Origin of the sequence: Pseudoalteromonas sp. SWN29 (genome assembly GCF_015864465.1) — a bacterium.
GTDB lineage: Bacteria > Pseudomonadota > Gammaproteobacteria > Enterobacterales > Alteromonadaceae > Pseudoalteromonas.
In genome coordinates this window covers 1-1080 of record NZ_JADYXE010000121.1, presented here as the reverse complement: position 1 = coordinate 1080, position 1080 = coordinate 1, and the positions used below count along the sequence as shown (strand labels likewise).

Sequence of the window (1080 nt, the reverse complement as noted above, 5' to 3'; positions counted from 1 at the left end):
AGCAAGTTACTGTGAAAATCTAAACCGGAAACGGCGCTCAAATATCAGTAATTGCGAAAAGCTACTCGCATAAAACTTAAGCTACTCAGTAAAATTATTCAGTAATAAATCACAACTGCATTATGCAGTTATTTTCATGCGTGTAATTTAGGTTTAATAGGGCTAATTACTCATTTGACGGATGAAATAAAGTGACCCAGTAATAAAAGATAAATTTTGAACTTGAAGAGCAAATTTAGTGGCGCAGTTTTGTTTGTTCAATTAGGATGGCTGTCTAGTTTGGTAGTTTCTGTCTCTAGTTTGGTAGTTTCTCGCAGGTCTTATAGATAGTCTTGGTCGGCAATCCCTGAGTATGCGTTTTGAAATCGAGGTGCTCTGTTGGCTCGAACGTCTTGTTAAAAACATTGGATGTTTTGCATTCAATATTCGTAACCAACAGAAGCATATTCCACTTAATATAATAGTCAGTTACTTTTAAATTAAGTGGCTTGGTCGAACTATAAGGCATTCAAAAGGACAAAAAACAGTTAGTTTTTGCTCCTGCGTCGCTTATTTTAACCAAATACGACGAATCTTTGTTCTTTAGTAAATTTTAACTAGCGCACCATGTTTATAGGTTTGATCATGGCATGATGCGCCAGCTGTAATCGTTTACAATTTGTATTTTAAAGCTACTTTCCAAGTTCTTATCTAATAACTCTTATCTAATAACTCTTTTCTTATAATTTCAGCCCCAGCACTTAAGGCATTTAGTTTGCCGTTAGCGATATGGTGAGGTAGGGGAGCCATGCCGCAGTTTGTACACGGGTAAAGTTTATCGGCATCTACAAATTGCAGTGCTTTACGTAGCGTATTAGCTACTTCCTCTGGCGTTTCGATAGTATGGTTTGCTACATCAATTGCGCCTACCATTACTTTTTTACCGCGAATGAGTTCTAGTAAATCCATTGGCACATGCGAGTTATGGCACTCTAGTGAAATAATATCGATATTAGATTGCTGAAGCTTAGGGAATGCTTCTTCGTACTGTCGCCATTCGCTTCCTAGTGTTTTTTTCCAATCTGTATTGGCTTTAATGCC

At 37.3% G+C, this 1080-nt stretch carries 1 pseudogene; it reads right to left on the bottom strand.

Annotated elements, in window-relative coordinates:
• Positions 1–690: 690 nt before the first annotated feature.
• Positions 691–1080: pseudogene (locus tag I6F53_RS20095) on the bottom strand (methionine synthase); the annotation flags it as partial.